The sequence below is a fragment of the Janthinobacterium sp. GW821-FHT03C10 genome (assembly GCF_059420865.1).
Map to the genome: position 1 here is coordinate 627,898 of NZ_JBWKUN010000001.1, position 20,905 is coordinate 648,802.

Below are 20,905 nucleotides of genomic sequence, written 5' to 3' on the forward strand. Positions count from 1 at the left end.
GTTTCATGGCAGCGTGAAATCCCTGAAAATAAATGATGTCCCATGCCACCACTTATCAGATCACATGCCAGCAATAAATTTATCACCTATCCTGGTGTAGGTCAACGCGTTTACATGTTTAAAAAATATATTCATATATGATTTCCGATAGCAAACAACCGGCTGACATTCCTGCTGCTGTTATAATCTGCGCATATTGCACCGACAATCTCCGATTCATTTAATTCATCAAAAAATCACCAATATTCACGCCAGAACTCTAAAATTGAAACGCCCCTCCCAATAATCACAGAAACTATCACCACATAATCAAATCACTATCAAGTTGCTAGTAAATAGCATAAAAATATGCGCCCTCCGCCATTCCACAAGAGAGCGCATGGAATAAAAATATGGAAATAAAAATAATCTGAAAAAAAGTAATTTGTGCTATACCATACCTCTACACATTCTAGGATGGATGTGCATCGTAACTTTAGGAGGGTTATTATGTCTAGCAATGCAGCAGTACACCTGTCCGTGCAATCGGATACGATTGGCGACACCAAGCAATCGGTACATGATCTTGTCCATAAGGCTGATACGGAGCTTTTCCAGAAGTACGGCACGCCAGCTTCGATGAAACTGCTGGCCAACGGCCACGTGGAACGGACCTGGAATATCGGCTCCGGCACCTTGAATGTCATACATGACAAGACTGGCAAGGCTTCCGACGTCAAGTTTTTCTCGAAGATCACGGCCAAGGAGCTGGAAAGCATGACGCAAAATACCCAGGCATAAGCGGGTAGAACAGGATGGCGGTGGCTCCCCAAATGCCACGGCCATCTTATTCATCGGCAGGTCACCTTATTGCAGCATGCAAACGCACTGGAGATGCCTTGGTCAGCCTAACTAGCCTGCGCAACCGCTTGAACCTCGATGCAATCAGCGACACCCATGAATGTGCACTGGTGCTGAGCGTCGAGCCTGAGCTGCTCGATCATGTTATTGCCGAACGACATCGTTTTGGCAGAGATGAGGTGATCGCGCGCCAGCTTGATCCCCATATTACCCTGCTGTACGGCGGCTTCCAGCCTCTGGAGATACTGCGGCAAATGGAGCAGCTTGCCCTCTCGCTGGCAACGGCCCGGGTCAGCTTCGAGGTCGGCGACATCGCCACTTTCAGCAATCGCAACGGCTTCATCACCAACATCCATTTCCGCGTCCATTCGGAGCAGTTGCATGCCCTGCACCTCGACGCCCTGCGCCGCTATGGCGAGCTGGGCTTGAAGCTGCAGACCGCCTATGCCGGCCCCCACTACGTGCCGCACCTGTCAGTCTACGACCGTATTTTGCTTCCCAAAAATATAACAACCATGATCTCCAGGCCGCCCGCCACGCGCAGTTACCAGGCAGGCGCCTGCCATCTGGTTGGAGAGCCCAGATAGGCTTACGCCTACTGCCGGGCAAATCTTGACCGCAACTGGAATAGTCGGCAGTCCTGCCCTTTTGAAATGGAGACGTCCGTGTACGATCACATAGTCCTGTTGTCCATCGATACGCTACGCAGCGATTGCATCGGACGCAATCCCCTGAAACTGTGGCCCGCCAAATATCCCCACCTGAGCGCTCCCGACACGTCGGTGCTCGATGCCCTGGTCGACGAGGGTGCCTTCTTTGCCAACTGCGTCTCGGCCGCGCCATACACGTCGGCCTCGCACGCCTCCATCCTGAACGGCAAATGGCCGCTGCGGCATGGCGTCTACGAATTTTTCAACAAGAAACTAAGCGGCGAAACGCTGTTTACCCGCGCGCAGCGTTCCGGCTACCGCACCATACTGAAAAGCGATTTTCCGCTGATACTCGGTCCGACCCTGGGTTTCGACCGCGGCATCGATCATTTCCTGGTCGAAAACGACGACGCCTATCTCGCGGCGCTGGGGCAGGCGGAACGCTCGGTCAGCCTGGCCCATTTTGGCGGCGTGCATGTTCCCTACGGCTTTCACAACCTGCAATATGGCGGCGACGCCTACCGCAGCAAGCTGGCCGAACTGGAAAAGCGCGTCGGCACGTCGGCCAGCCTGCCCAAAGACCAGCTGTTCGAGACCTTGCGCGACGAAGAAGACATGCAGCATCTGATGCGCTACAAGCGCGTGATTCAGGAACTGTGGAAGGCTGACCGTGCCGAAGACATCTTCGGCCTGTATCTGGAGGGCATTGAACATTTCCTGCGCTACCGCTTTGCCCCGTTCATGGAAAAACTCAGGCAGCGCCTCGCAGGAAAGCGCTGGCTGATCGTGCTGTTCGGTGACCACGGCGAGGAATACGACGAACAGAGTTTCGGCCACTTCAATTCCGTGGCCGAGGGCGTGCTACGGGTGCCACTGCTCTTCATCGGCGACGATGTCGCGCCTGCCATCCATACCGAAAGGGTGCGCACGGTCGATATCCTGCCAACCATCCTGGACCTGAATGGCGACCGCAGGCGGCAGCGTGCCAGCATCGACGGCATATCCCTGGCGGCAACCGTGCGCGAAAGGATGCCCTATGCCAGCCGCCACGGCTATGCGCAGGCATACGTCGCCGACACGGCCCGTTTCGTCAAGTTTCAGCAGCGCATGCTTTCTCATGGCAAAAAGCAGGGACACCTGCCCCATCTGCTGTTCAAGGAAACTGTCTGGGCCGGCCAGCACAAATTCAGCCGCACGGTGGCCGACTTCGAACAATACCTGGGCGGCATGGCGCCGATCGATCCGATCAGCCGGCTCGAACGCTTCAACGACGCGCATTTTCCGCAACCGTCGAATGAAGCATCGATACAGCAGAAACTGGCAGAGATGTTAGTGCATTACAACACCATACGTGCCTGACGCCCACCTCACCGGACAAGGACCAGCATGTTTAAGGAAGACGGAGCAGATATTGTTTTTGTGGTGGGCACGCCAGGCTCGAAGTGGAGCGCCATCGCCCATGCGCTGATGTATGCCAACGGCATCAATCGTTCGGACATGCGCTTGCAGCGCAGCCATGAGGGGGAAAGTCGCACTTTGCATTTCGGAAATTATTTCGGTCCAGGGATGGAGTACGGGCGCCAGTTCGACAACCTTGGCAGCATGAGCAAGACGGAACTCCTGGACGAATTCGCCGGCCCCTATGCCGCTGCCGGCGGCACCAAGCTCTTGAAAAGCCATCTGTTTGCCCGGCATTTGCCGTGGCTGAAACACACTTTTCCTGCAGCGCGCTTTCTGCTGGTGCACCGCCCTGACCACGCATGCCTGGCATGGTGGGAGGCGGCCGGCGGTTTCAGCATCTCCTATCCTGATTACAGCTGGTACAAAAGTTCGACCAACATGGCAAACCAGATCGCCGCCGACAATGCGGACATCGCTGCGTTTGCCACTCAACATCAGCGGCAGCTAAGGCGCCGGCGCAGCATGCAACCGATACTGAACGAACTGGGCCTGCATTACAGTCATTCCGAGGTCCAGGCCGTTTCGGAGTTGGAATTCGAACGGCAGTGGGGACTGGGCAACCAGCCCGTCGCCGACGTCCTGGCGGCCTGCCATGCCATGGCAGGGCTAGCCCGCACCTGCGTGATCTGAGGGAGACGCCAGACATGAACGACAACGCGAGGCTGATTGCCTTTTTTCACCCCCAAACCTGGCAAGCGTCGATCGACCGCTTTCCCCTCAGCGGTTATGCGCTGGTCGAACAGGTCAATGCACTGCGGCCACGCACAGTGGTCGACGTCGGCTGCGGCTTCAATCCATTCAAAGGCAAAATTCCCAACCTGATCGGCATCGATATCGCCAATGATGCCGCCGATCTCGTCTGCGACCTGCACGATGCCCCGTTTGCGGAAGGCTCGATCGACGTCTGCCTGGCGCTGGGCAGCATCAACTTCGGCGGCGCGCAGCAGGTCGCCGCGGCATTGCGCAAGGTACATGGCTGGCTGCGGCCAGGCGGCACGCTTTTCATGCGCGCCAACCCCGGCGAACCGATAGGGAACGATATTGCCGTCTTCCCCTGGCATCCGCAATGGATACGGCAATTTGCGCATGAGGTGGGTTTTGAACTGGCCTCCGCCATCGAGGAAGAGCGGCTTGTGCTCAGCAATGGGCAAGCGGCGCGGCGCCTGTTCTGGCGCTACGCCAAGTGTTGAGCGGCCAGCAGGTCTAGCAGCAGCGCGTGCTGCTGGCGGCCATCGCCGGGTGGTATCGGCAGGTCGGCGACAATGCTGTCGCCATTGCCCGTCAGCACGATGACCCGCTGCGCCAGCCGTATGGCTTCCGGTAAATCATGCGTTACAAGCACGGCGGCACAGGCGAGTTGCTCAAACACCTCGGCCAACTGCCCCTGCAGGTGTTCACGCGTCTTCTGGTCCAGGGCGGACAGCGGCTCATCGAGCAGCATCAGGGCGGGCCGCGCGACAAGCGCGCGGGCCACGGCGACGCGCTGCCGCATGCCGCCTGATAACTGGCTCGGGTAGAGACGGCCACTGTCGCCCAGGCCGACCTGACGCAGGGCCGCCTGCGCCGCAGCCTGGCGCTGCGCTCTGGGCACGCCATTGACCAGCAGGGGATATTCGACATTCCCCTGTGCACTGAGCCAGGGAAACAGCGCGTAATCCTGGAACACCATGGCCAGGCCGGACATGCCGGGTTGCACCGCGCGGGCAGACAGCGTCACGCTGCCCTGCTGCGGACGCACCAAGCCCGCCAGTATGCGCAGCAGCGTGCTTTTGCCAACCCCGCTGGGCCCCACCAGCGCCACGACCTCGCGCTCGCCTAGAGTGAAGGAGCAATTGCGTATCACCTGGCGTGCTTGAAATGCATGGGAGACCGCGTCTACCCGCAGCAGGGGACGGGCCATCACCGTTCCTCCAGGTGCGGCGCGCATGCGCGCGCCAGCCATGCAATGGCGCCATTGATGCCCAGCGATACCACGCCAGTGACAACAATCGCGCCATACATCGCGGTCACCTGGAAGGTTTGCGACCACTCGAGGATGCGAAAGCCGATGCCGGCGTTTGCGCCCAGCATTTCGGCGGCGACGACGGCAAGCCAGGCGCTGCCCAATGCAAGCCGCAGGCCGGCCAGCAGGTGTCCGAATACGGCGGGCAGGTAGACGCTCGCCAGCAGCCAGGGCAGATTCGCGCCCATGCTCCGGGCCGCGTCGATTAGCGTGCGGCAGGTAGCGTCGAGCCCAGCCAGGACATTGATGAACAGAGGCGGCCAGGCGACCCAGACAATGATGGCGATCGTGCTCTTGCCGCCCAGTCCGAAGATCAGCAGAAAAGCCGGCAGCAGCGCCAACGGAGCAATGCCGCGCACCAGTTCGACCAGGGGAGCCGTCAGCCATCGGAACGGCGCATAAAAATGGGCCAGCGCCGCTGCCGGCAGCGCGAACAGGCAGGCAAGCACAGTACCGGCCAGCACGGCATGCAGGCTGGCTCGCATGTCGGCCAGCAGCGGACCGTGCCACAGCAGCGAAGGCAAGGCCGCCAGCACCTCACCGGGCGGTGGCAGATAGACAGGGTCGAGCAGCTGCAGGCGGATCAACGCTTCCCATGCCAGTAGCGCAGCGGCAACGCCCAGCAGGCCAAGCAGCTGCGGCGCGCGCCGATCCCGCCAGCGGCCAGCATGGCCAGGGCCGCCCAGGCCGGTCGCAGGGCGGGCCATCACGGATTGAAGCGGTCCGTGGCGCAGGCATCGCCCCGCAGGCCAGGCGCCTGCCTCAGGCCACCGTCCTGCCGCATGACATCGAGCCAGAACTGGACATCGCGCATCCGCACCTGCGCATTGCTGGTATAGCGGTGCGCCACCATCACGCTTTGCTTGAGGCCCAGCGCCCTGGCCATGATCGCATTCCCGTGCTGGATATCGTTCTGCAGGAAGGCGACGGCCTGGCGATAGCCGGCCAAAAAGCGGCTGACCGTATCGGCCTGCTCTTCCAGCATCTTTTTGCGGAAAAATACCAGCGAAAACTGCCGCTCGCCGATGATGTCGGCTCCCGTAAAGAGCCGACGCAACTTGGTCTGCGCTGCCATCGATACGCTATAGGGATCGATCAGCGCGGCAACATCGATCAAGCCCGCCAGCAAGGCCTGCTCCTGGCGCTCATGCGGCAGTGTCACGAAATGGACCTCCGACTTGGCAATGCCGAGCTTGCGCAGCGCGAGCAGCGTGGTGTAATAGAAGGAACCGGATAGGGAGTTGACGGCGATGCGACGCCCGCGCAGGTCGGCCATGCCCTTGACCGGCCCCGCGTGCAGGACGAACCATTGCTGCAGAGGAGCATCGGCGAATTCCGTCTGAGAATCGGCAACCCCAATTACCCCGACGCCCTGCGCTGCCGCATTGGCCAGGCCCGTGATCGCAGCATGGCCGGCATCGAGCTGGCCCAGTCCTGCCGCCTGGACGATGGCCGGGCCGCTGCTGAAATTGCCGGTCATGGCGACATGCACGCCGGCAGACTTGAAAAAGCCTGCTGCGATGCCGATGTACACGGGCTGGTAGTTACGAAACGTGCCCCAGCGCACGACAGGCAAACCGGCCGCCGCTGCCTCCTTGGCAGCAAGACCTGGGCAGGCAGCAACAACAGCCAGCGCCGCCGACGAAGTTAACAGCGCGCGGCGGGTGCGGCAGTATTTGGACATGGGCATCATCGGGCTTGGGCGCGGACGGATCGCAGGCTAGGATTTCATGACATCCATGTCCTTCAGCGAACCGGGCGGCAAGCCTGCTATCTCCAGGTGAAAGCCTGCCGTATCGATGGCATGCTGATACGCGCGGTTGCTGCTTCCCAGCGCCAGGCGCAGTTGCACTTCAAACCCGCGCCAGGCCTCGGCAAACAGACGCGGATCAAACAGCATTTCCACTTCCAGCCTGGGGCGCCGCTCCCCGCGCGATACCAGCCGCCATTTGGGAAAGGCATCGCCCTCCGTTGGCGTGACCAGCGAATGGCGCGTATTGTCGATCCGGCCCACCAGCGGATCATGGTCGAGCGCTTCCTGGATATCCCCATAACGCACGGGATACAGGTCGTCGCCAGCGGCGCTGTCGATCACGATACTGTGGTCCACCTTGCCCCATGGCTTGAAACCGCATTCGCCTGCCATCTCGCAATATGTGCCTATTTGCACGACGTCGCCGCTGTCGAAGCGAAGCGCCGGCATGGCATGATCGTGCTCTTCCAACAGGCGCGTCACCAACAGACGGCCGTTGGCATGCGGCGCGGTGAGCAGCCGGTCCCGGGTATCGACCACTTCGGGATAAATAGTGTCAGGGAAATGATAATAACCGCAATACGGACATTCATGCGCGCGAGCATTCTGAATTTCAGTGAATCCATAATGATCTATTAACTTCGCACTCAATACCGATTCAATTTTATTTCGCCAGGATTGCGTCACGAACGAAGAATTCGTATGTACTTCCTTCAGGCCAGATCCATGCAGTTCAATATTATTCACCAATATATAATGAACCAATTTCTTTGCAGCCGGCAACGGTATCGAGATGCGGGAAAACTGCTCTTCATATCCGGCGAAATTATATTTCGTCTTTAATATCTCGATCATGATGCGGTAGCCATCCTCATCGCGCAAAGGCGCGATCAGCGCCCCCACATCGCGCGGAAAGTGCGGCACGGTCCCCTGGCGGCCATCGCCGGCCTTCAGGTACAGCGGGCGCAATGCTTCGCCGGGCGACGGTGCAACGGGCGGCGCATAGGGCGGCATATAACCCCACTGCAAGGTCGGCATGCCCGTGGTGCCCCCCGTGCGTATCATGAAATGGGGAAGCGACGCATTCGTCTGCAGCCACTCCTGCGCCAGGATCCGGTATTGCGCCTTGTCCATGATGGGCAGGCTGCGCAGCGATTGCAGGTCAATTTCCCGCTCGGCAAGCTCCGGCATCACGCGCCGCAGCGAGGGCAGCCTCTGGCGGCTCAAGCCCCAGGTGCGTGTCAAATGAAAGTTGCGCGACAATTCCAGAGGCGACATGGCAGCTCCTGTTGGATTGCAATTAACCAGATAAGATATATTTGGCGCAGGCCTTAAAACAGTACAAATAGAATTCACATGCCTGTCGCACGTTTGTAATTCCATGTATCCCATATTATAATCAGATTTCTTTCACCGCACACCACTATGCTCCGGCATTATTTTTCGGGACAATTTTGCAACGCTGATGTCATGCATCGGGAATATTTTTTCCCATGGTTATACCTTATTAAACTATCGATAGGATAGGAATATGAGAAACAACACGGTCGCGCGCCAATTAAATACCAGAGCCATGCATTTTTTAGCAGAAAACATGGCGCAGCAAACCATTCAATTGTCACTCATCGAAGCAATTGCCGACACAGTCCTCGCCTGTGGTGACGCTGACATGTTGTTGACGGGGTCGCTATCCACGGGCAGCGGCGATGCCTATTCAGATATCGACCTCGCCATGTGCTGCGATGACCCGACAAGCCGGCTGCGCCTCCAGGCCGCCGTCGCGCAATGCCTGCAGCAGCACGGACGCGCGATAGCTCAGTTCCCGGCGACCCATTTGCAGATGCCCGACCTCCTGATTCATTTCTGGGATTGCCAGGACACCCTGGTCAAGATCGATATTCACTATCTACATGCAAGCGCAGCAAGCCAGCCTCAGCAAGGGCTGCTGCTGGTGGGCATTCCACCGTTCCGGGCGTCGGCGCCGCATGCGGCCGGACATGCGGCGTCAGCAGATCCAGCTTTTCTCGAAGATACGTACAATAAATTTTGCGGCTGGATCTGGTACACCCACACCAAGATTGCCCGTGGCGAGTATTGGGAAGCCGGCGACTCGCTCGACGTCATGCGCGCGAAGGGCTTGCTACCGATGCTGCAACTGGCGCACGGCTTGCCGCTGGAAGGATACCGCCACGCGGAGCAGCGCCTGAGCCCCCAACTGCTGGTGCGCCTGGCCGAAACGCGTTGCGATGGGCTGGCACCCACCCAGTTGTATCGTGCCCTCTTTGCAAGCTGCCGCTTCTTTGCCGAGACGGTCCAGCTGGTTTCGGCCAGCCACGGCGACGCCTGGCTCACTGCCCGGCTGGAACAAATGGTCGATTTTGTTCTACGCACAACTGAACCGGCGCATGCCGACAGCAGCAGGCCCGGCCCGAAGGCCCGCTAATCTGCCACCAGACAGGAGGAGCATCATGCTACGGATGGATGCGATCAAGCGCTATTATTCGGACGTCGACGCCTGTCTGCACACCTGCCTGCAACGGCATTGCCAGCAATTGGTCGCTGCCCCTTCGATAGACGAGAAGATAGCCGTCGGGCTTGCGCTGGACGGCCTGCTGCAACTGTTTTGCGCAGTCGGCGCGCGCCGGGCGCAGATCGCCACGGACGAGATCATCAGCCTGCCCGACATGCCGGCGATCGCTGCGGCCATCATGCCGCCGCAGGGACCGGCGGCCCTGGCGGCGCGTGCCCGGACGTTGCTGCCGGCCTTATCCAGCGCCATCCTGTTTGCGCCGGAAATGCCGCTCATGACCTTGCTCGTGGAAAAACTGCCCTTGCTGGAGCAGCGCCACGCGGCTGGCGACAGCACTCCGCCACGGCAACCGGCCCGCGACGCCGCGCTGCACTGGTCTGCCGTCAAGCCGTTCCGCTTCATCGAAGGACGCGGCATCCTCGACGATGACGCAAACTACCTGGGCTTTCTTTTTTACGTACTGGTCGACGTCGAAATCTCCGCAATGGAAATTTGTGCCTACATGCTCCTGGATAACCCGGACATGCCGGACGCCTTCATGGGCGACATGGGCCGGCAGATATGGGATGAGGCCCGCCACGCAAGCTACATCCAGGCGCTGTACCTGGAGCGCGGCGGCATCATCGGCGCCTTCCCTTATACCAACACGGTACTGGAACGCTTCATGTCGGCGGACAATCTCCTGGACGGCCTGATCGTCCAGCAGTTGCTGCAGGAGGCCAATGCGGTCGAGACCAACCTGAACCTTGCCACCCATTTGCAGCGCGCGGCGCGTGAAGAGGAGACGCTGAGCTTTCTGGTCATCAATAATGACGAAGCGCTGCATGCACGCATCGGCAACCGATGGCTGCACTATCTGGCGCAGCGCGATGGACTGAGCGAAGAGCATGTGTTTGCGCAAATGCTGCGGCTATCGAAAAAAGTCGGCCTGCCCGTCTTCGGCACCGGCGGATGGCGCGATACGCTGCGCTCCGACATCGGTTTTCCCACCTGGCTGATCGAGAAGAAAAAGATGCTGCTCAGCCTGACCTGATGCATCCCTTGCCTGGCACAGGGATGCAAGACAGTCCCCCTCTCCCGCCCCTATCGTCCACTCACCTGGCGCTCGAAGCGCAGCTGGCGCGAGACATCAGACTGGTCCGTCGCCAGGAATCCGTCGGCATGAGGTTCGATGCGAAAGCGCGAATTGCCAATGAACATGGAGCTATCCCGCAAGTTGCCCGATTGCACTTCACCACGGCTATAGTGGATAACCGGTCATCTGCTTGCACCATGAGCTTCACCATCGCTTTTTGACGGCTATTGAAAGCGGAAAACTCGCCCGCATTCCATCGCTGCACTGGCTGAGGTAGTTGATTATCCTGCTGCTGCGCCTTGTTATTGGCTTTGGCCGCCATCGGGTAACGGTCGTTCAGCACGTTTGCCGCCTTGTGCTGCTTGTACATGATGGAAGCCGCCCGATGTTGCTTAATTTTTTACAACATATTGCGCAATATATTGTATTCTTGAGTTTCACCGGGGGAGAAACCTTAGAATGCGCTATCACTCATGTCTGCTTCAAGCGCTGTCGGCGCTGTCCATCATTTGCGCATCGGGCGCATTTGCCGAGGTGCCGGGCATCTCGCGAGACGAAAAGGGTGCGATCATCGCCTCCCTCGACAGCACCTTGAATACGAACTACGCGTTTCCGGACATCGCGCGAAAAATTGTACCCGTGCTTCAGGAGCGTCTGAAAAAGGGAGATTATGATTCGGCGGCAACGAAGGCAGCGTTTGCGAGCAAGCTGACCGACGATCTCATCAAAGTCAGCGGCGACCTGCATTTCCTCGTGGGAGCCGACTCCCAATGGATCGCGGAATTCAAGGCAAAGGCCAACCCGGCGCTCAAGGCCAAGATACGAAAAGAGGAATTGAGCAGGTTGGAAGAGGCCAATTTCGGTTTCGACGAGGTCGCTCGCCTGAAGGGCAATATCGGTTATATACGGTTCAGCTATTTTGCCGATCCCGAGCTTGCCTATGATACGGCCGCGTCCGTTATGCGCTTCGTCGGCAATACGGATGCCGTCATCATCGATTTGCGCTATAACAATGGCGGACATCTGGAAATGGCGCAATTCCTGGCGAGCTATTTTTTCTCCAGCGAGAAAGACCAGCTGCTCTTCGACTACTATTACAATGAGGATGGCAAGCGTATCCAGCGCGGACAATGGGTACTGCCGGGCCTGCCGGGCAAGCGCATGGTGGACAAGCCCGTCTATATCCTGACCGGCTCCACGTCGTTTTCCTCCGCAGAATGGTTTTCCTATGCGATGAAGAAGCTCGGGCGGGCTACGCTGATCGGCGAGCGGACCGCTGGCGGTGCGCATCCGGTTGCGCGCAAGCCGCTGAACGACGATTTTTTCGTGCAAGTGCCGATCGGCCAGATCCAGGACCCCGTGGACCATGGCGATTTCGAAGGTGTCGGCGTGCAACCTGATATCCCTAGCCCCTCTATTCGCGCGCTTCCTCTGGCGCACAAGCTGGCGCTTGAACATCTGGCGAAGACCGATGACGCCAGGCGAACCGAACTTGCCTGGCTGCTCCCGAGCCTGACGGCAGCGATCGAGCGCCCGCACGTCGATGCCGCGGTGTTGACAAAAGCGGCCGGAAAATATGAAGGCCGCCAGATCATCCTGGACAATGGCACGCTTTACTATCTCTGGCGCGAACGGTTTCGGGTCGCGCTTGAGCCGATCGGTCCCAACCTGTTCGCCGTGGAAGGCGTGTCGGATTTTCGATACCGCCTGAATACCTTGCGCGGAAAAGTGACGGAGCTGGAACGCGTGAACAAGGATGGCAGCATCCAGAGGTACAAGCGCCTTGACTAAAAAGACCCATCAACCGGCCCCGATCGATGACGCCGTGTTTCTCGGCCGCGCTGTCGAACGGCTGAGCGTCCTGATCGCCGAGCAATCCAAGACTGTCTTCGATACGATGGGAATCGTCATCCCGGTCCGCTCGTGTTCGCTGATGACGGTTCTGGCAACGCTCGGCACGGCCTCCGCCGCGGATCTGGCGCGCGAACTCGGACATTCGCACCAGCTGGTCATGCAAAAGATACCAAAGCTGCTCCGTCTGGGCCTCATACGGTATCGGAACGATGACAATGATGCCCGGCGACGGCTATTGGAGCCCACGGAGGAAGGCTTGTCGCAGCTCGCGAAATTCGAGCAGTGCACGGTGCTGATCCGGGCGGCCTATGCCGGCCTGTTTGCCGAGGTGGGGGACGTCAGGCAATTCGTGGACCGGGCCGCCGATGCGCTCAACGAGAGGCCGCTGGACAAGCGCATCCATTCCCCGGCGCGTTTGACCTGACGCACAAGCAGTTTTGTCTTCATTTTTTACTGGCTATCCCCATGCTTTCCATGATCCTGGCCGTATTATCCTTGCAGTCCAGCTCATCGGGTTTTGCCTCGATCATCTGAATCACCGACAAAAGATGGGCCTTGTTCTGCGCCAGCCGCACTTCCAGGGACTCGATATCGGCGATCTTCTTCTTGAGCGCCACCATCAGCTCATCATGTTTCCATGATGAAATATCCTCCGGCAAGACTTGCCTGATTTCGTCCAGGGAAAAGCCCGCCTGCTGGGCGTCGGTGATGATGGACAGTACCGCCACCGCTTCCAGCGGATAGTCGCGGTAGCCGTTCGATTGCCGGTCCACGGCTTTCAGCAAGCCCTTGGCTTCGTAGAAACGTATCGTGGACGCCGCCAGGCCGCTGCGCTTGGCCAGTTCGCCGATTTTCATCGTTTTTCCTGCTCCCCTATTCTGGTTTGTTGTTTCGCAAAGCCGCGAGCAGCGCTTGCGCCACTTCCTTGCCCGATCCGGGATTCTGGCCCGTGACGAGGCGGCCATCGGTCATCACGAAGCTGCCGAACGGTAGAAAACCCTTGTATCCCAGGCTGCGCTCATCGAGCGGCACGGCGCCGCCGTTCGGGCTGACAAAGTCGACGCCATAGCCGGCTTCCTTCAGCGCGTCATACACGTGCGTGAGTTCCGTGAGCCAAAGCCCGGTATGGTCGTTTCTGCTCGGATACTGGGAATGATTGGTCATGACCACGAGTACCGTGCCCCGTTCCCGCTTTGGCGCCGCCGGTTCCGCAGCAACGATTTGCATGAACAGCAAGGGCATGAGCGCGAAGAAAAGCTGCTTGAAAACTGACATGGGATCGTCCTCCTGATGGTTGCGTGGCCTGCGCCATGTGATCCACTATAAGCTTAAAGCCAACTTGAATGTCAAGCGGCAGATGGGCGGTGACAGGAGTTTGTTGTCTCAGGCTGCTGCGTTTCTTCCAGCCCGTGTCGCGAACGGCACACAGGCAAAAAAAGTGCGTTTTAGAGCTTGACCTTCAAGTTAGCTTAAAGCTTATCGTAAGGCCATCGCAACCCTGGAGATAAGCATGAAGCCTTTTACCCCACTGACGCTGCCCAATGGAAGCGTCATTCCGAACCGCCTCGCCAAAGCCGCCATGGAAGAGAACATGGCTGACAACGATCACGCGCCCTCACAGGAGCTGATCCGCCTGTACCAGTCGTGGGCCGACGGCGGCGTTGGCTTGATGATCACAGGAAACGTGATGATCGACCGGCGCGCCATGACGGGACCGGGCGGCGTGGTGCTCGATTCTGCGCAATTTGGCGCCCGCTTCGAGCAATGGTCCCGCACTGCCCGTTCACGCGGGGCGCAGATCTGGATGCAGATTAACCATCCCGGACGCCAGATGCCGGCCGCCATGGGACAGGAAACCATCGCGCCCTCGGCCGTGCCCATGGATATGGGCAACTTTTCCAAGCAGTTTTCCGCGCCGCGTGCAATGACGGAAGCCGACATTGCCGACGTGAAGCAACGCTTTATCAACTCTGCCAAGCTGGCGGAACAGTTCGGCTTTACGGGCGTGCAAATCCATGCCGCGCACGGCTACCTGCTCAGCCAGTTCCTCTCCCCTATTACAAATAAACGCACGGACCGCTGGGGCGGCTCGCTCGAGAACCGGGCGCGGCTGCTGGTGGACGTCGTCAACGGGGTGCGGCAAGCCGTGGGCAAAGGCTTTGCCGTCGCCGTGAAGCTCAACTCGGCGGATTTCCAGAAAGGCGGCTTCAGCTCGGAGGACGCCAGGCAGGTGGTTTCCATGCTCAACAGCCTGGGCGTGGACCTGATCGAATTGTCCGGCGGCAGTTATGAAGCCCCTGCCATGCATGGCCAGACCCGCGACGGCCGCACCTTGGCCCGCGAAGCGTATTTCCTGGAGTTTGCCAAGGACATCGCCACCGTGGCCACGATGCCCATCATGGTGACGGGCGGCATACGCCGCTACCCGGTGGTCGAGCAAGTGCTGGGCAGCGGCATTGCCATGGCAGGCATGGGAACGGCGCTGGCCATCGACCCGCACTTGCCGAAAGCATGGCGTGCCGATCAATCGGCCAGTCCCTTGCTCAGGGCCATTACCTGGAAAAACAAGGTGCTGTCGTCGATCGGCTATATGGCGATGGTCAAGTATCAGCTGCGGCGCCTGAGCCAGGGCAAGCCAACGAAGCCCAATGTGGCGCCCGCCCTGGCGCTGGCGATGCAGCAATGGGAAACCGCCATCAGGAACCGGCAGTATCGCCGCCGGATGAACAGGCTGGCGCCCGGCGGCCTGTGACTCAATTAATTCCAATCCAACATGAAAGGTGCAAGCAATGAACATGAAAATTGCCGCGGCGGTATCCGCATTGATATGGAGTGCCGCCGCAGCCCCGTCGTGGGCCGACAGTCCTGCCGAAACCAAGCCGGTCATCATCAATATCGCCGGCCATGACCTGCCGGTGGCGGCCGGCGGCCTGTACGACCGCTATCGCTCGAATCCGCCCTTATCGGTGATCGCGGCGGAAGCGCCAGACGTGGACTTGAGCTGGTTCAAGGGTATCAAAAAAGAAAAGGTCGCCATCGGCTTTGACTCGTATTCGCCGAATTTCTATTATAAAAACAGCAAAATCACGGCCGTCTTCACGGCCGACCTGGCCAGGCTGAAGGAGCTGATGCCGGAAGATATTTTGCGGGAAGTCCAGCCACTGCAAGTGTGGCCGGGCCGGGGCGCGGTGGCGTTGACGGCCTACGCCTATGAATACTGCGACAACGACAGCTACAATGAAATTTCCCTGGCGATCGTGACCAACAAGCCCGGCACCACCAGTTTCGGCCCTTTCACCTTGCTGGGGCAATCGCTGTCGAAGGATTTCTGGGGCTATGTGCTCAAGCTGCCCGTCAACACGGAACTGGCCAGGGTGCGCGGTGTCGTTGGCTACAATCTGCCCAAGTGGCTGACCGGCATCGAGCGCAAGGAAACGGACGCCGCCGTCTCCTTTGAAGTCATGGACAGCGCAACGGGCAAACTCGATTTTGTCTTCGCGGGGAAAAAGCTGGATGGCCTGTCGCACCAGCCCGAACTGGTGACGAACAGCTTCACCAACAAGGATGGCGCCGGCACGCTGACGTATGGCTATGCCGTTTCGCGCCAGCTCAGCCATGCAACGAGCACGAGCGCGGAAGCGGTCGACCTGGCACTGGGCGATGGCAGCTTCTCCAGCTATCTCAAGTCATTGAAGCTGGGGAAGATGATGAAATATGAATATTTGCCGGAATTTCAAAATGCGCTGTATGCGCCGAAACCCTTATTAATAGGTCAGTAACAGGCTACTTGCCCGGCGTCTCGTGTTCCATGGCCGCCGCGGCAAGGGCGCGCGCATCGAGCGGCATGGATTCCTTGCGCTCGCTGTAGCGGCTGGTCAGGTAATCGGAGCGGTCGCGCACGACCAGGGTGAATTTGTACAATTCTTCCATGACGTCGACCAGGCGGTCGTAATACGGCGACGGCTTCATGCGGTCGTTGTCGTCGAACTCCTGGTAGGCCTTGGCGACGGACGACTGGTTCGGGATCGTCACCATGCGCATCCAGCGGCCCAGCACGCGCAAGCCGTTGACGGCGTTGAACGATTGCGAGCCGCCCGACACCTGCATCACCGCCAGAGTGCGCCCTTGGGTGGGACGCACGCTGCCCATTTCCAGCGGCAGCCAGTCGATCTGCGACTTGAACACGCCCGTCACGGCGCCATGACGTTCCGGACTGCACCAGACCTGGCCTTCCGACCACAGCGACAGCTCGCGCAATTCCCGCACCTTGGGATGATCAGGGCTGACGCTGTCGACCATGGGCAAGCCATGCGGGTCGAAGACCCGTGTCTCGGCGCCGAAATGCTGCAGCAGCCGCTCCGCCTCCAGGGTCAGCAAACGGCTGAATGAACGTTCACGCAAGGAGCCGTACAGCAGTAGGATGCGTGGCGGATGCGTGGCCACCGCCGGCGGCGCCAGTTTATCGAGGGTCGGCGTGTCGAGGTGGGCTGCGCTGATGTTGGGCAAGTCATGCATGATGGTTTCCTTATTCAATAATTCCATAATAGTCGAATTATGGAATTGATGGAAGCCTGTTTTGCACCTGAGTAAACGCCTCCCTCCCGGCATATGTTGATGTAGATCAATCAATTTTTGAATCGTGTGCAGCAGAATATGATCATGCGCAAGCCGCTATTCAAGCGACGATGGTTCGGCCTGCACCCTGCACTACACGTACCCACTTCATAAGGAATACCATGATCCCCACTACCATGAAAGCCGCCGTTGTCGAACAACTGGGTCAGCCGCTGGTGCTGCGCGACGTACCCGTGCCGGTGCCTGGCCCCGGCCAGATCCTCGTCAGGACGGAAGCGTGCGGCGTCTGCCACACGGACTTGCATGCGGCACGCGGCGACTGGCCCGTCAAGCCGTCGCCGCCATTCATTCCCGGCCACGAAGGCATCGGTGTGGTGGTGGAGTTGGGCACGGGCGTGACCGAGGTGCGGCTGGGCGACCGGGTCGGCGTGCCCTGGCTCTATTCCGCTTGCGGCCATTGCGAACATTGCCTGGCAGCCTGGGAAACCGTGTGCGCCGAGGCGCAGTTCGGCGGTTACACGAAGAACGGCGGCTTCGCCGAATACATCCTGGCCGACCCGCGCTACGTCGCGCATATCCCGGCCGGTCTTTCTGCAGTGCAGGCGGCCCCCATCATCTGCGCGGGCGTAACGAGCTACAAGGGCATCAAGGAAACGGGCGCACGGCCGGGCCAGTGGCTGGCCGTATCCGGCATCGGCGGACTGGGCCACCTGGCCATCGAATATGCGGTGGCGATGGGCTTGCGCGTGGCGGCCGTCGACATCGATGAAGGCAAGCTCGAGCATGCACGCGCCCTCGGCGCCGAAGTGACGATCAATGCGCGCCAGGGCGACCCCGTGGCGGCCTTGCGCGAAGCGACGGGCGGCGGCGCGCACGGCGTACTGATCACGGCGCCGTCGATCGATGCCTTCCAGCAAGGCGTGGCGATGACGCGCAAGCGCGGCACCTGCGTGCTGGTGGGCTTGCCGCCGGGCGACTTCCCCACGCCGCTGTTCGACGTCGTCGCCAATTGCGTGACGATACGCGGCTCTTTTGTGGGCACGCGCCAGGACATGGCCGAGGCGCTGGCGTTTGCCGCCACCGGCAAGGTCAAGGCCGGCATCGAATTGCAGCCGCTGTCGGCCATCAACGACGTCTTCAACCGGCTGGAACATGGCAAGGTCGCCTCGCGCGTGGTGCTCGATTTCAGCGGCAGCTGAGCGCGACTCCGGCCGCGCGGCCGCTGTGTCCTATGGTGCGACGGCAAGCAATTGCCGTTGTTATGATGGCATTTCATAAAAGACACAACAAGGACACAGCGATGAAAAAAATCCTCTCCAGCCTGCTGGCCTGCGCCGCCCTCGCCTGGCCGCTTGCGGCCGGCGCGGCCGGCCAGGCCCCGTCAACGCTGCCCGGACACTATTACCTGCAAGGCGTGATGGAAACGGGGTCCGAGCTGCTGCTGAAAAAGGACGGCACCTTCGAATGGACGCTCAGCTACGGCAATACCGACGAGCAAGCCAGCGGCGAGTGGCGCGTTGCCGGCGACACGGTGACCCTGGTGACGGGCAACGGCGGCAAGGAGCCGCAGTTCCGCGTGTTCGAGGAAGCGGAAATGCGCATCCAGAAGCCTGCCGAAGCGGGCCTGTGGGTGGCCATCGTCGGCTTCCCCAAAGTGGGGCCGATGGCCGGCGTGGAGGTGAAATTCGAGGCGCAAAGCGGCAAGACGGCCACGGCCGTGAGCGTGGCGAACGGCGACGCCATCGTGCGCATGCCGGCCTCGGAACGCTGGGTGCGCGCCGGCTTGCGCCGCCAGGGGGCGAAGGCCGACTACCAATGGCTGGCCGTGCCGCCCGCGCGCGCGCAGGAGCGCATCGCCGCGTTCGCCGTCACCGACCCGCAATGGCTGCGGGGCCAGGCATTCCAGAAGCTGGCCTTGCGCGTCGTCAAGGGCGGCCTGAAAGTCGACGATGCGGACAATGGCCTGGCCAGGGGCCTGTACGCCAAACCGGCATCGAAGCCGTAGCCTTCTTCCCTCCTCCTTCCATTCTCCACGCACGCTGTCCTGGTCAAGAATATCGGCCAGCACAGCGCCGTTTGCACCCGCGCACGCCCGTGCGCCGTTGACACCCTGCACCGTCTGTCCTATAGTCGCCGGGTTAACGACAAATGAGAATGAGAATCATGTTCAGTTCTATCAAGAAATGGCTGGTCTGCTATCCGCTCGTGGCTGCCAGCCTCAGCCTGTTACTGGCCGGAGGCGCGCAGGCGCAGGCGACCGATCCTGGCGCCGGCGCCAAACAGTTGTGGCAACTCATTGATTATGTTGCCGTCGATTACAGCGGCGCCGTCGAGCACGGTAAAGTGGTCAGCGAGGCGGAATACGCGGAAATGCTCGACTTTACCGACAACGCGACGACGCAGATCGCCGCCCTGCCCGCCCACGCATCGCAGGCGGCCATCGCCGCCGCCATCGCCGACCTGCGCAAAGCCGTCGTGGCCAAGGCCGATGGCGTGGAAGTCAAGCGCCTGGCGCACCACGCGAACGGCTTGCTGATTGCCGCCTACCCGATCCCCGTGGCGCCGAAGGTGCTGCCGAACCTGGCGCGCGGCGCGGCCCTGTATGCGGCCCAGTGCGCTTCTTGCCACGGCGTGGCCGGCGGCGGCGACGGTCCGTTGGCGGCCAGCCTGGAACCGAAGCCGATCGCCTTCACGGATGGCGATCGGGCGCAGTCGCGCAGCGTGATGGCCCTGTACCAGGTCATTTCGCAAGGCGTGGCAGGCACCTCGATGGCCAGTTTCGGCCAGCTGTCCGAAAACGAGCGCTGGGACCTGGCTTTTTTTGTTGGCGGCATGTCGCACGACGCGGCGGCGCGCAGCCACGGCGAAAAGCTGTGGCAGGACGATCCACGGGCCAAGCAACTGTATGCGGACCTGGCCGCCGTGACGACCGTGACGCAGGAAGCGGCGGCCGCCAAGCTGGGCGCGGATGAGGCCTTGGCCCTGACGGCATACCTGCGCAGCCATCCTGACAAGGCCGAGGCGCACAAGCCTGCCGGCCTGGCCCTGTCGCGTATGCGCCTGGCCGAAAGCCTGGCCGCCATGCATGCGGGCGACCGCGCAGGCGCCACGCGCCTGGGCCTGTCCGCCTACCTGGACGGTTTCGAGCCGATCGAGCCGATGGTCGGCGCACGCAACAAATCCCTGCTGCTGGCCGTGGAAAACGCCATGCTGGCCTACCGTTCCGCCGTTGCCAAGGGCACGGTGGCCGACGCCGAGGCGGCCGGCGAAACGCTGCAGCAACTGTTTACCCACGTGGAAGCGGAACTGGGCGACGCCAAGGCCGATCCGATGACGACTTTTGTCGGCGCGCTGACGATACTGCTGCGCGAAGGCGTGGAAGCGCTGCTGATCGTCATCGGCATCATCGCCTTCCTGCGCAAGGCCAAGCGCAACGACGTGCTGCCTTACGTGCATGCGGGCTGGGCCAGCGCCCTGGTGGCGGGCGGCCTGACGTGGGTGGCGGCGACGTATCTGGTGACCATCAGCGGCGCCAGCCGCGAGGTGAGCGAAGGGCTCGGTTCCGTGTTCGCGGCCCTGGTCCTGCTCAGCGTGGGCCTGTGGATGCACCAGAAGAGCAGCGCCGGGCGCTGGCAGGAATATTTGCACGAGAAACTCACGGCGGCGATGACGCGGCGCTCCGCCTGGGGCCTGTTCGCCCTGGCCTTCATCGCCGTCTACCGCGAAGTGTTTGAAACCGTGCTGTTCTATTCCGCGCTGGCGGCGGACGGCAATGGCGGCGCCCTGCTGGGCGGCTTCCTGGTGGCCATCGTGCTGCTGGTGGTGATCGCCTGGGCCTTGCTGCGCACCAGCGCCCGCATGCCGATCGGCAAGTTCTTCTCGTGGACATCCGCCTTCGTGGCCGTGCTGGCCGTGATATTGATGGGCAAAGGCGTCGCCGCACTGCAGGAAGCGGGTTGGGTCGGCGTCACCCCCGTCGACTTCATGCGCATCGACCTGCTGGGCATCCTGCCGACGGCGGAAACCCTGCTGGCGCAGGCGGCCATCCTGGCCATCATCATCGCCGGCTATGGCTGGAACCGCGTTTCCGCAGGCAAGCGCAAGCTGGCCTGACATTAAGTTCGCCCCTTGAAGCGCGCCGGTACGGGCGTTTCCGCCAGCCCCC

At 60.6% G+C, this 20,905-nt stretch carries 22 protein-coding genes; 14 read left to right on the plus strand and 8 right to left on the minus strand.

Annotated features, from left to right (window positions below; all coding sequences use genetic code 11):
- Positions 1-489: 489 nt before the first annotated feature.
- The 5 genes from AC07VH_RS02500 (at position 490) to AC07VH_RS02520 (ending at position 4,141) form a co-directional block, all read left to right on the plus strand.
- Complete coding sequence (locus AC07VH_RS02500; RefSeq protein ID WP_494786658.1) at positions 490-780, plus strand: hypothetical protein; 291 nt, start codon at positions 490-492, stop codon at positions 778-780.
- A 98-nt stretch (positions 781-878) separates the two neighbouring features.
- Entirely contained in the window at positions 879-1,427 is a 549-nt protein-coding gene (locus AC07VH_RS02505) for a 2'-5' RNA ligase family protein (protein ID WP_494786659.1), read from the plus strand.
- A 78-nt stretch (positions 1,428-1,505) separates the two neighbouring features.
- Positions 1,506-2,849, plus strand: a complete 1,344-nt coding sequence (locus AC07VH_RS02510; RefSeq protein ID WP_489627307.1) for a sulfatase-like hydrolase/transferase — start codon at positions 1,506-1,508, stop codon at positions 2,847-2,849.
- Positions 2,850-2,876: 27 nt separating this feature from the next.
- A complete protein-coding gene (locus AC07VH_RS02515) occupies positions 2,877-3,581 on the plus strand; it encodes a hypothetical protein (RefSeq protein WP_494786660.1) in 705 nt (234 codons plus the stop codon).
- A 14-nt stretch (positions 3,582-3,595) separates the two neighbouring features.
- Entirely contained in the window at positions 3,596-4,141 is a 546-nt protein-coding gene (locus AC07VH_RS02520) for a methyltransferase domain-containing protein (protein ID WP_131686590.1), read from the plus strand.
- On the opposite strand, the gene AC07VH_RS02525 is transcribed toward AC07VH_RS02520, so the two are convergent.
- From AC07VH_RS02525 to AC07VH_RS02540, 4 genes are read right to left on the minus strand one after another with little or no spacing between them, the layout of a single operon-like run.
- On the minus strand, positions 4,126-4,851 hold the full coding sequence (locus AC07VH_RS02525) for an ABC transporter ATP-binding protein (RefSeq protein ID WP_475417929.1): 726 nt from the start codon (positions 4,849-4,851) through the stop codon (positions 4,126-4,128). The two genes, AC07VH_RS02520 and AC07VH_RS02525, sit on opposite strands and share 16 nt — an antisense overlap.
- Complete coding sequence (locus AC07VH_RS02530; RefSeq protein ID WP_475417931.1) at positions 4,851-5,660, minus strand: ABC transporter permease; 810 nt, start codon at positions 5,658-5,660, stop codon at positions 4,851-4,853. The genes AC07VH_RS02525 and AC07VH_RS02530 overlap by 1 nt, the downstream gene beginning before the upstream one ends.
- A complete protein-coding gene (locus AC07VH_RS02535) occupies positions 5,660-6,637 on the minus strand; it encodes an ABC transporter substrate-binding protein (protein WP_494786661.1) in 978 nt (325 codons plus the stop codon). The genes AC07VH_RS02530 and AC07VH_RS02535 overlap by 1 nt, the downstream gene beginning before the upstream one ends.
- A gap of 36 nt (positions 6,638-6,673) precedes the next feature.
- Positions 6,674-7,984 carry a phenylacetate--CoA ligase family protein gene (locus tag AC07VH_RS02540; RefSeq protein WP_494786662.1) on the minus strand — a complete coding sequence of 437 codons (1,311 nt, stop codon included), beginning with the start codon at positions 7,982-7,984 and terminating at the stop codon, positions 6,674-6,676.
- Between the two features lie 253 nt (positions 7,985-8,237).
- On the opposite strand from AC07VH_RS02540, the gene AC07VH_RS02545 reads away from it, so the two are divergent.
- Positions 8,238-9,149 carry a hypothetical protein gene (locus AC07VH_RS02545; protein ID WP_494786663.1) on the plus strand — a complete coding sequence of 304 codons (912 nt, stop codon included), beginning with the start codon at positions 8,238-8,240 and terminating at the stop codon, positions 9,147-9,149.
- Positions 9,150-9,174: 25 nt separating this feature from the next.
- Positions 9,175-10,269, plus strand: a complete 1,095-nt coding sequence (locus AC07VH_RS02550) for a DUF455 family protein (protein WP_494786664.1) — start codon at positions 9,175-9,177, stop codon at positions 10,267-10,269.
- Between the two features lie 61 nt (positions 10,270-10,330).
- On the opposite strand, the gene AC07VH_RS02555 is transcribed toward AC07VH_RS02550, so the two are convergent.
- Positions 10,331-10,681 (minus strand): hypothetical protein, encoded by a 351-nt coding sequence (locus AC07VH_RS02555; RefSeq protein WP_494786665.1) that lies wholly within the window; start codon positions 10,679-10,681, stop codon positions 10,331-10,333.
- A gap of 89 nt (positions 10,682-10,770) precedes the next feature.
- On the opposite strand from AC07VH_RS02555, the gene AC07VH_RS02560 reads away from it, so the two are divergent.
- Both AC07VH_RS02560 and AC07VH_RS02565 read left to right on the plus strand, forming a co-directional pair.
- Entirely contained in the window at positions 10,771-12,102 is a 1,332-nt protein-coding gene (locus AC07VH_RS02560) for a S41 family peptidase (RefSeq protein WP_494786666.1), read from the plus strand.
- The gene (locus AC07VH_RS02565; protein WP_494786667.1) at positions 12,095-12,589 is read left to right on the plus strand and encodes a MarR family winged helix-turn-helix transcriptional regulator; all 495 of its coding nucleotides are present in this window, start codon (positions 12,095-12,097) and stop codon (positions 12,587-12,589) included. Before AC07VH_RS02560 ends, AC07VH_RS02565 begins: the two co-directional genes overlap by 8 nt.
- A gap of 19 nt (positions 12,590-12,608) precedes the next feature.
- On the opposite strand, the gene AC07VH_RS02570 is transcribed toward AC07VH_RS02565, so the two are convergent.
- Both AC07VH_RS02570 and AC07VH_RS02575 read right to left on the minus strand, forming a co-directional pair.
- Complete coding sequence (locus AC07VH_RS02570; protein ID WP_494786668.1) at positions 12,609-13,022, minus strand: MerR family transcriptional regulator; 414 nt, start codon at positions 13,020-13,022, stop codon at positions 12,609-12,611.
- Between the two features lie 16 nt (positions 13,023-13,038).
- Complete coding sequence (locus AC07VH_RS02575; RefSeq protein ID WP_494786669.1) at positions 13,039-13,440, minus strand: hypothetical protein; 402 nt, start codon at positions 13,438-13,440, stop codon at positions 13,039-13,041.
- Between the two features lie 235 nt (positions 13,441-13,675).
- On the opposite strand from AC07VH_RS02575, the gene AC07VH_RS02580 reads away from it, so the two are divergent.
- The gene (locus AC07VH_RS02580; protein ID WP_494786670.1) at positions 13,676-14,917 is read left to right on the plus strand and encodes an NADH:flavin oxidoreductase/NADH oxidase family protein; all 1,242 of its coding nucleotides are present in this window, start codon (positions 13,676-13,678) and stop codon (positions 14,915-14,917) included.
- Positions 14,918-14,960: 43 nt separating this feature from the next.
- A complete protein-coding gene (locus AC07VH_RS02585; RefSeq protein ID WP_494786671.1) occupies positions 14,961-15,944 on the plus strand; it encodes an acetoacetate decarboxylase (ADC) in 984 nt (327 codons plus the stop codon).
- 4 nt (positions 15,945-15,948) lie between these two features.
- Here AC07VH_RS02585 and arsH read toward each other — a convergent pair whose 3' ends face one another.
- Positions 15,949-16,683, minus strand: a complete 735-nt coding sequence (arsH, locus tag AC07VH_RS02590) for an arsenical resistance protein ArsH (RefSeq protein WP_494787104.1) — start codon at positions 16,681-16,683, stop codon at positions 15,949-15,951.
- 221 nt (positions 16,684-16,904) lie between these two features.
- Here arsH and AC07VH_RS02595 point away from each other — a divergent pair, with 221 nt between their 5' ends.
- From AC07VH_RS02595 to AC07VH_RS02605, 3 genes are all read left to right on the plus strand, one after another.
- Positions 16,905-17,939, plus strand: a complete 1,035-nt coding sequence (locus AC07VH_RS02595) for a zinc-dependent alcohol dehydrogenase (RefSeq protein WP_494787105.1) — start codon at positions 16,905-16,907, stop codon at positions 17,937-17,939.
- A 101-nt stretch (positions 17,940-18,040) separates the two neighbouring features.
- On the plus strand, positions 18,041-18,745 hold the full coding sequence (locus tag AC07VH_RS02600; protein ID WP_494786672.1) for a hypothetical protein: 705 nt from the start codon (positions 18,041-18,043) through the stop codon (positions 18,743-18,745).
- A gap of 158 nt (positions 18,746-18,903) precedes the next feature.
- On the plus strand, positions 18,904-20,853 hold the full coding sequence (locus AC07VH_RS02605; RefSeq protein ID WP_494786673.1) for an FTR1 family protein: 1,950 nt from the start codon (positions 18,904-18,906) through the stop codon (positions 20,851-20,853).
- The last annotated feature ends 52 nt before the right edge of the window (positions 20,854-20,905 follow it).

Coding starts and splice junctions, on each gene's coding strand:
- AC07VH_RS02600 (WP_494786672.1), top strand. CDS start 18,041: ATGAAAAAAATCCTCTCCAGCCTGCTGGCCTGCGCCGCCCTCGCCTGG.
- AC07VH_RS02535 (WP_494786661.1), bottom strand. CDS start 6,637: ATGTCCAAATACTGCCGCACCCGCCGCGCGCTGTTAACTTCGTCGGCG.
- AC07VH_RS02515 (WP_494786660.1), top strand. CDS start 2,877: ATGTTTAAGGAAGACGGAGCAGATATTGTTTTTGTGGTGGGCACGCCA.
- AC07VH_RS02545 (WP_494786663.1), top strand. CDS start 8,238: ATGAGAAACAACACGGTCGCGCGCCAATTAAATACCAGAGCCATGCAT.
- AC07VH_RS02585 (WP_494786671.1), top strand. CDS start 14,961: ATGAAAATTGCCGCGGCGGTATCCGCATTGATATGGAGTGCCGCCGCA.
- AC07VH_RS02560 (WP_494786666.1), top strand. CDS start 10,771: ATGCGCTATCACTCATGTCTGCTTCAAGCGCTGTCGGCGCTGTCCATC.
- AC07VH_RS02540 (WP_494786662.1), bottom strand. CDS start 7,984: ATGTCGCCTCTGGAATTGTCGCGCAACTTTCATTTGACACGCACCTGG.
- AC07VH_RS02520 (WP_131686590.1), top strand. CDS start 3,596: ATGAACGACAACGCGAGGCTGATTGCCTTTTTTCACCCCCAAACCTGG.
- AC07VH_RS02550 (WP_494786664.1), top strand. CDS start 9,175: ATGCTACGGATGGATGCGATCAAGCGCTATTATTCGGACGTCGACGCC.
- AC07VH_RS02605 (WP_494786673.1), top strand. CDS start 18,904: ATGTTCAGTTCTATCAAGAAATGGCTGGTCTGCTATCCGCTCGTGGCT.
- AC07VH_RS02500 (WP_494786658.1), top strand. CDS start 490: ATGTCTAGCAATGCAGCAGTACACCTGTCCGTGCAATCGGATACGATT.
- AC07VH_RS02575 (WP_494786669.1), bottom strand. CDS start 13,440: ATGTCAGTTTTCAAGCAGCTTTTCTTCGCGCTCATGCCCTTGCTGTTC.
- AC07VH_RS02570 (WP_494786668.1), bottom strand. CDS start 13,022: ATGAAAATCGGCGAACTGGCCAAGCGCAGCGGCCTGGCGGCGTCCACG.
- AC07VH_RS02530 (WP_475417931.1), bottom strand. CDS start 5,660: ATGGCCCGCCCTGCGACCGGCCTGGGCGGCCCTGGCCATGCTGGCCGC.
- AC07VH_RS02555 (WP_494786665.1), bottom strand. CDS start 10,681: ATGTACAAGCAGCACAAGGCGGCAAACGTGCTGAACGACCGTTACCCG.
- AC07VH_RS02580 (WP_494786670.1), top strand. CDS start 13,676: ATGAAGCCTTTTACCCCACTGACGCTGCCCAATGGAAGCGTCATTCCG.
- AC07VH_RS02525 (WP_475417929.1), bottom strand. CDS start 4,851: ATGGCCCGTCCCCTGCTGCGGGTAGACGCGGTCTCCCATGCATTTCAA.